At 59.9% G+C, this 7492-nt stretch carries 9 protein-coding genes; 3 read left to right on the top strand and 6 right to left on the bottom strand.

Going from position 1 to position 7492, the window contains the following annotated elements:
• Window positions 1-825: 825 nt before the first annotated feature.
• The 3 genes from KGB27_RS30270 to KGB27_RS30280 form a co-directional block, all read right to left on the bottom strand.
• Complete coding sequence (locus tag KGB27_RS30270; RefSeq protein ID WP_207285961.1) at window positions 826-1020, bottom strand: hypothetical protein; 195 nt, start codon at window positions 1018-1020, stop codon at window positions 826-828.
• Between the two features lie 19 nt (window positions 1021-1039).
• The gene (locus KGB27_RS30275; RefSeq protein ID WP_008033692.1) at window positions 1040-1246 is read right to left on the bottom strand and encodes a DUF6021 family protein; all 207 of its coding nucleotides are present in this window, start codon (window positions 1244-1246) and stop codon (window positions 1040-1042) included.
• Between the two features lie 96 nt (window positions 1247-1342).
• A complete protein-coding gene (locus tag KGB27_RS30280; protein ID WP_207285960.1) occupies window positions 1343-2071 on the bottom strand; it encodes a peptidase C39 family protein in 729 nt (242 codons plus the stop codon).
• Window positions 2072-2238: 167 nt separating this feature from the next.
• Between KGB27_RS30280 and KGB27_RS30285 the strand changes: the two genes are divergently transcribed.
• Window positions 2239-2409, top strand: coding sequence for a hypothetical protein (locus KGB27_RS30285; protein ID WP_177318192.1), 171 nt, complete (start codon window positions 2239-2241; stop codon window positions 2407-2409).
• 81 nt (window positions 2410-2490) lie between these two features.
• On the opposite strand, the gene KGB27_RS30290 is transcribed toward KGB27_RS30285, so the two are convergent.
• Entirely contained in the window at window positions 2491-3240 is a 750-nt protein-coding gene (locus KGB27_RS30290) for a TerC family protein (protein ID WP_008044163.1), read from the bottom strand.
• A 29-nt stretch (window positions 3241-3269) separates the two neighbouring features.
• A complete protein-coding gene (locus KGB27_RS30295) occupies window positions 3270-3512 on the bottom strand; it encodes a hypothetical protein (RefSeq protein WP_008044162.1) in 243 nt (80 codons plus the stop codon).
• A 135-nt stretch (window positions 3513-3647) separates the two neighbouring features.
• On the opposite strand from KGB27_RS30295, the gene nhaR reads away from it, so the two are divergent.
• Window positions 3648-4547, top strand: a complete 900-nt coding sequence (gene nhaR / locus KGB27_RS30300; protein WP_192229174.1) for a transcriptional activator NhaR — start codon at window positions 3648-3650, stop codon at window positions 4545-4547.
• 3 nt (window positions 4548-4550) lie between these two features.
• Here nhaR and KGB27_RS30305 read toward each other — a convergent pair whose 3' ends face one another.
• Window positions 4551-5705: an MFS transporter gene (locus tag KGB27_RS30305; RefSeq protein WP_008033699.1), complete on the bottom strand. Its 1155-nt coding sequence runs from the start codon at window positions 5703-5705 to the stop codon at window positions 4551-4553.
• Between the two features lie 279 nt (window positions 5706-5984).
• Between KGB27_RS30305 and sstT the strand changes: the two genes are divergently transcribed.
• Window positions 5985-7217, top strand: coding sequence for a serine/threonine transporter SstT (gene sstT, locus KGB27_RS30310; RefSeq protein WP_008033700.1), 1233 nt, complete (start codon window positions 5985-5987; stop codon window positions 7215-7217).
• Window positions 7218-7492: the final 275 nt, after the last annotated feature.

The following is a 7492-nucleotide window of genomic DNA, read 5'->3' on the forward strand; positions in this document are numbered from 1 at the left end:
CCCTCGCTCCGGTCCTGCTCCGTGGGCCCGCCGCCATCGGCCATCCATGGCCGGGGGCGGCTAACCCGGCATCCATGCCGGGTTGCCCACTGCGCAGAACCTCCACTCGGCCTCTCGAGGGGGCGTGCACCTCAAGATCAAAAGCTGAAGGCGAGCTAACGCTCGGCCTGATGAGTGGTGGAAATCAAAAGCGTATGCGATTTCCTGTAGGAGCCGGCTTGCCGGCGAAAAGCGTTTGAACAACGCGTTCATTCAGACAGCCCGCGTTATCGTTGGCGTCCATCGCTGCGATGCGGTGACCCGACAAGCCAGCTCCTACAATTTTGAATCGTGTGAACCCAATCCATTGTAGGAGCCGGCTTGCTGGCGATGGCGTCCATCCAGTTAATAAATATGTTGGATGACCCAACGCTATCGCCAGCAAGCCGGCTCCTACAGGGGGTTGGTGTGCATGTCCGGAATGAGTGAACGCATCAAAGAAGGGCAACACGGACGACTGAAGAGCCAGGTCGGCTTTCAGGCCGCCTCGGCAGCTGTGGCGGTAGTCGCCCCCTCGAGAGGCCGAGCGCAGGTTCTGCGCAGTGGGCAACCCGGCATGGATGCCGGGTTAGCCGCCCCCGGCCATGGATGGCCGATGGCGGCGGGCCCACGGAGCAGGACCGGAGCGAGGGCACCCTGAGCCTAAGCGAAGGGCCGAACGAAAGGGGCAAGAGCGCTTGGTTACTTGGCGCTTCTCCAAGTGACTCGCTGTAAAAGCGAAACCGTTAGCCGCCGTTACCGCAATAACGGATATACCCCCAATCCACTGAACGCCAAACCGAAAACTCAATCATTCGGCAACGGCATCTGATCATCATCCGGAATACCATCCCCCGCACTCGGATCCCTTGGCCTCACCACCGGCCTGACCAACGGATCACGCATCGGACTGTCCGGATCCATCACAGGATCAATATCATCCTCCACAGTGGTTGGAACACTGTCCGGACGCTTGTCGTCAAAACTCGAATCAGTAGACATACGCACCTCACACAAAACGTCAGGGTTTCAAATTCGCGAGCGGGTCGTAAGGTTTGGCGGGAGCCTTGCCCGCCTCGCCCGGTTTAACATCCCTGGGCGCCCTGGCTGGTCCGATGGGGTCGACCTGAGGGTCGGCAAGGTCCGGTGAATCCGGATCGAAACCCAACTCATTGCCTGAAGAATGCTCGGACGAGTGCGGGCCGGAGGGTGAAGTGGGATGTGTCATGGACGCCTCCTTGGGACGGACCCGGAAACATCCGGGCCCTTATCCTTTAGAGGCCAATCGCAAGTGGCAGTGCCGGGCAGATGACGAACGGGAAGCTTACTGCGAAGTCAGCGCCTTCTTCGCACGGGCAGCAGCCTGCTCCTGACCGGCCTGAGCCAGATCATTCGCCGCTTTCAACCAACGCGACTGATCAACGTTGGCCGGAATCTGCTCCGGTTTCTGGATCAGCACCGCCCAACCACCCGCATCCTTGAACGACGACTCAAACGAGCTGAAGCTCATCAACTCCCGACGATTCATTCCCGAGCGCAGCAACACAGTCCGCTTCTGACGGTTGTACCCGGCAAGAATGGCGTAACGCGGTTCAGCCCAGAACGCCGAGCCTTCAGTGAAGCGCACCATCACCGGGTAACCCGCCGCAACCTGGGTCAGCAGCGCAGGCAAATGGCTGTCGAGTGGGTAAACGACCATCCCGTACTCGCGGGCGAGGTTCTGCATGTTCTGCTGCAATTGCGCTTCGGCGCCCGGCAGGTGCAAAGGTTTTTCGAGCAACCCTGGAGTAATCACGATGCCCTGCTGGGCCAACAGACTGGCCAGCACCTGGGGCCCGCTTTGAAAGCTTTGCCCACGGTAGAACGTCCCGCTGAGTTCCACGCGTTCCGGCAGACGCTTGACCTCCGGCGCCACACTGCCCGCGCAGCCAGCCAGACCTGCAACACAGCCAACAATCAGGGCTGCCGTTCGAATTCGCGAAAATACCCGCACCATCATCACTCTCTTGTTCAGACGCCAGGTGTCCATGCTCCCGGCTTGGCCGTTGATCATAGGACGCCGCGCGACAGCGGTATAGCCTTAACCGGCAGTTGATTGCGTTCGATAGAGCGAACTGATTGGTCGGCACCGACCTTTGGTCAATAGCCTGCAACATGGCAGCGACTAGACTGTCACTTGCAAAGCGTGTGTGCCCGAAGCAGGGCGAAGAGGAGGCACTGATGAGCCTGACAATGACCATTGTGATGTTGATTTTCAGTTGGCTGGCTGTTGCCGCCGCCATGTTGTGGGGAGTCCTACGAATTGCCCGCAGGCACCATCACCACCCCGCCCAGCCGGCTCGGGTGACGAAAACCGATAAACCGGTTGCACGTCACGCCACTGCGCACTGACGGACACTTTTTAATACCCCAAATACAAACGGCCGCCTGGACTCTTGCGAGTGCAGGCGGCCGTTTTCGTTTCAGCCCAGGTTACGCTTCAGCGGCAATGCGCTTCTGCTTGGCCCGTCGCGACATCATGTTCAAGCCTTCAATCGTTGCCGAGAACGCCATGGCTGCGTAGACGTAGCCTTTCGGTACGTGGGCGCCGAAGCCTTCGGCGATCAGCGTCATGCCGATCATGATCAGGAAGCCCAGCGCCAGCATCACCACCGTCGGGTTGTCGTTGATGAACTTGGCCAATGGGTCAGCCGCCAACAACATCACCAGCACCGACACCACCACCGCGATGATCATGATCGGCAAATGCTCGGTCATGCCGACAGCGGTAATGATGCTGTCGATGGAGAACACCATGTCCAGCATCAGGATCTGACCGATCGCGGCAGCAAAGCCCAAGGTCACGGTCGAGGTCGCCGACTTCGGATCTTCCGGCGCCGGGTCCATGCTGTGATGGATCTCGGTGGTCGCCTTCCACAACAGGAACAGGCCGCCGGCGATCAGGATCATGTCCTTCCAGGAGAACGCGTGGCCGAGGATCTCGATCACCGGCTCAGTCAACTGGACGATGAACGCGATGGTGCTCAGCAGTGCCAGTCGCAGGATCAGCGCCATGCCGATACCGATGCGCCGCGCCTTCTGCCGATGCTGTTCCGGCAGTTTGTTGGTCAGGATCGAGATGAAGATCAGGTTATCGATGCCGAGCACGATTTCCATCACCACCAGCGTGGCCAGGGCGACCCAGGCGGTGGGGCTTGCAGCAAGTTCTAAAAGGTATTCCATGGGTCAGTCCTGACTCGTTTTAAGACGGTTTAGATTTCCTGGGACGACGATTCGGTTTTCTCTTTATCGTCGCCCGATGATTCTTTCTTGCTGATCAACCCGCTGGTGGCATCGCTGAGCGCTTGCTCGGCGGCTTTGTGGGTGTCGTCAATCGCTTGCTTGGCGGATTCGGCAGCCTTGCCCATCAGTTGCTGAGCGCTTTTTTCGGCCTGGTCGCAACCGGCCAGCACCAGTAAAGACGCAATCAACAGTGCCGTGGTTTTAAGCTTCATGATGCTTTCCTCGATAGAACAAAACGGGCCGAAACGATGGCCCGTTGATAGCGAGGCATTCTAGGGAGGCAAACACTTCAGGAAAATTCGTATTTTTAGCGGTTATACTTCGGTTTTCACGAACTGTAGGTCGCCATGCTCAACTATCGACAACTGCATTACTTCTGGGTCGTGGCCAAGACCGGCAGCATCGTGCGCGCCTGCGAACAGCTGAACCTGACGCCGCAGACCATCAGCGGGCAGATTTCCCTGCTCGAACAAACCTACGGCATCGAGTTGTTTCGTCGGGTCGGACGACAGCTGGAACTCACCGAAGCCGGCCGCCAGACCCTGCCCTACGCCGAGCAGATGTTTCAGCTCGGCGGTGAATTGGAGCTGATGTTGCGGGCGCAACCCAATGAACAACAGATTCTGTTTCGGGTTGGCGTGGCTGATGTGGTGCCCAAATCCATCGTCTACCGCCTGATCGCGCCGACCATGGAGCTGAGCGAACCGCTGCGCATTACCTGCCGCGAAGACAAACTCGAACGCTTGCTCGCCGACCTGGCGATTCAACGCCTCGATCTGGTGATTTCCGACAGCCCGATGCCGTCGCACCTCGACATCAAGGGCTACAGCCAGAAACTCGGGGAATGCGGAATCAGTTTCTTCGCCACCGCCGAACTGGCGGCGCAGTACGGCCAGGATTTCCCGCGCAGCCTGCACGGCGCACCGCTGCTGATTCCGGGGCCGGAAACCGTGGTGCGCAGTCGTTTGCAACGCTGGTTTGCCGAGCAGCAGATTCAGCCGCGCATCGTCGGCGAGTTCGACGACAGCGCGTTGATGCAGGCCTTCGGTCAGTCCGGCAGCGGAATTTTCATTGGCCCGAGCGTGATTGCCGATGAAGTGAAGCGTCAGTGCGGCGTGGAATTGATTGGCCAGACCGACGCCGTGACCGAGTCGTTCTACGCCATTTCGGTGGAGCGCAAGGTCAAGCACCCCGGCATCGTTGCGATTACCGAAGGTGCCCGACGCGAGCTGTTCACCGCGATGTGAGGCTTAGGCGCAGACTTCGCGGGGCTTGAAGGTCATCAGCGCCATGGCCAACAGGATCGAGATCAGAATAAAACCGGCCGCCGCAAAGCCAAGCCCACCCAGGCCAACGCTGTCGATCACCCGACCGCCGACCATCGCGCCCAGACCGATGCCGAGGTTGGCGCCGGCGATGTTCAGCGACGCGGCAAACGCCGGTGCTTCAGGCGCGGCTTTCATCAAACGCACATGGCTGACCAGGAACAACGCCGCTTGTGTCACACCCCAAATGCCCATTGCCGCCGCCAGACCCAGCGGCGAATGGATGTTCGGAACCAGCGTCACCATGCCGGCGATCATGAACGCGCAGAACGTCACGGAAGCGATCAGCGGATGACGATCCACCGCGCGACCGCCCAACGAGTTGCCGATCAGGCCCACCGCGCCGAAGCCCATCAGGCACCAACCCACCACGGTGCCGTTGAAACCGGCCAACCGCTCAAGAATGTCCGCCAGATAGGTGTAAGCGGTGAACATGCCGCTGAACACCAGGATCGACAGCAACACGTGCCCGATCATCAACGGGCTGCGCAGGATCTTGAACTGCGAACGGAAGCTCACCTGGTGTTGATGCAGGCTGGTTTTGGGCAGGTAGATAAACAGCAGCAACGCCTTGGCAAACGCGATCACCGCCAGAATGCCGAAGGCACTGCGCCAGCCGAACGCATCGGAAATCAACGTACCCACCGGAATCCCGAACACGGTCGCGCAAACGATGCCGAAACCGATCTTGGCAATGGCGCGCCCGGCGTAATCCGGCCCGACGATGTCCACCGCCGTTTCACTGGCCAGGGCCCAGAACACAGGCAGCCCGAGCGCGGGGATCAACCGCGCAACGGCCATCACCCAGATGTTCGGCGCAAACGCCGCGAGGGTGTTGGCCAGGCCGAACATGATCAACACCGAGATGAACAGCTTGCGCCGTTCGAACCGGGCGAAGTACGCGGTCAGGAACGGCCCGAACGCGGCGACAGTGAAGGCGAACAACGTCACCAGCAAACCGGCCTGGGGGATGGTCACTTCAAGATCCCGGGCGATTGCCGGCAACAGGCCGACGATGATGAATTCCGTGGTCAGCACCGTGAAACCGGCGGCGGACAACAGAAGGATGGGCAACAGCATGCAGAACTCCAGAAAACGACAACACCAGCGATAGCCCGAAGGCTCACTGGCAGACATGAAAATGAGGATGCGCAATCTTAACAGAGTGTTTCCAAAGGCGGTTGCACGAACCTGCACATCGCGTTTAACAGGCGGGCGGCAGATCGTCACAGGTCTGAGGGATGCGGACGACGCTGTGATAAAGTCCGCGCCCTGCGATTCGTACACCCTGTTCATCCGCCCTTTAATGGCCGCGATGTCGCGACACCCCGCACCTAATAAAATCAGAGATGCCGTTTTATGACCGCTTCATCCCCTTCGCTATTGCAACGCTTGAAACGCTTGAGCCTGGTTACGCAAATCATCATCGGCCTGCTCGCCGGGATTGCCCTGGCGCTGGTTGCGCCGGACGTGGCGAAGTCCACTGCGTTCATCGGCAAAGTGTTCGTCTCGGCGCTGAAAGCCGTCGCGCCGATTCTGGTGTTCGTGCTGGTCATGGCGTCGATCGCCAACCACAAGCACGGCCAGGAAACCCACATTCGCCCAATTCTGTTTCTGTACTTGCTGGGCACGTTTGCGGCGGCCGTGGTCGCGGTCGTGGCCAGCATGATGTTCCCGTCGAGCCTGGTGCTGTCCACCCACGACGTCGCGGTGACGGCGCCGGGCGGTATCGGCGAAGTGCTGCAAAGCCTGCTGCTGAGCGTGGTGGATAACCCGGTCAGCGCGCTGATGAATGCCAATTTCATCGGCATTCTGGCGTGGGCCATCGGCATGGGCGTCGCCATTCGCCATGCCGGTGACACCACGCGTGAAGTGCTCGGCGACTTGTCCAACGGCGTGACCCTGATCGTGCGCCTGGTGATCCGTTTTGCGCCGCTGGGGATTTTCGGCCTGGTGGCGTCGACCCTCGCCACTTCCGGTTTCGGTGCCTTGATCGGCTACGCGCATCTGCTGGCGGTGTTGCTGGGTTGCATGCTGTTTGTGGCGCTGGTGATGAACCCGGTGATCGTGTTCTGGAAGCTGCGTCGCAACCCGTATCCGCTGGTGATCATGTGCTTGCGTGAAAGCGGCATCACGGCGTTTTTCACCCGCAGTTCGGCGGCGAATATTCCGGTCAATCTGGAACTGAGCAAGCGCCTGGGTCTGCATGAGGACACTTATTCGGTTTCGATTCCGCTGGGGGCGACGATCAACATGGCGGGTGCTGCGATCACCATTACTGTGCTGACCCTGGCGGCGGTGCATACGCTGGGTATTGCCGTGGATATTCCGACTGCCATCTTGCTGAGTGTCGTTGCGGCGATTTGTGCCTGTGGCGCTTCGGGTGTGGCGGGCGGTTCGTTGTTGCTGATTCCACTGGCGTGCAGTCTGTTCGGCATTCCGAGTGAAATTGCCATGCAGGTGGTGGCGGTTGGTTTCATTATTGGTGTGCTGCAGGACTCGGCGGAGACTGCGCTGAATTCTTCGACTGATGTGTTGTTTACGGCGGCGGCTTGTTTGGGTGAGGACGAGAAGGCTCAGCGTTTGGCGTGACGCGTGGTTTGGTGGTTTGGTTTGGGGCATATCCGTTGCTGCGGTAACGGCCTCTATTGGTTTCGCCCTTACGGCGAGTCACTTGGAAAAGCCCCAAGTAACCAAGGGCTCTTGCCCCTTTCGTTCGGTGCCTCGCTAAGGCTCGGCATGCCCTCGCTCCGGTCCTGCTCCGTGGGCCCGCCGCCATCGGCCATCCATGGCCGGGGGCGGCTAACCCGGCATCCATGCCGGGTTGCCCACTACGCAGAACCTCCACTCGGCCTCTCGAGGGGGCG

The sequence above is a fragment of the Pseudomonas sp. BF-R-01 genome, from assembly GCF_019946615.1.
GTDB lineage: Bacteria > Pseudomonadota > Gammaproteobacteria > Pseudomonadales > Pseudomonadaceae > Aquipseudomonas > Aquipseudomonas migulae.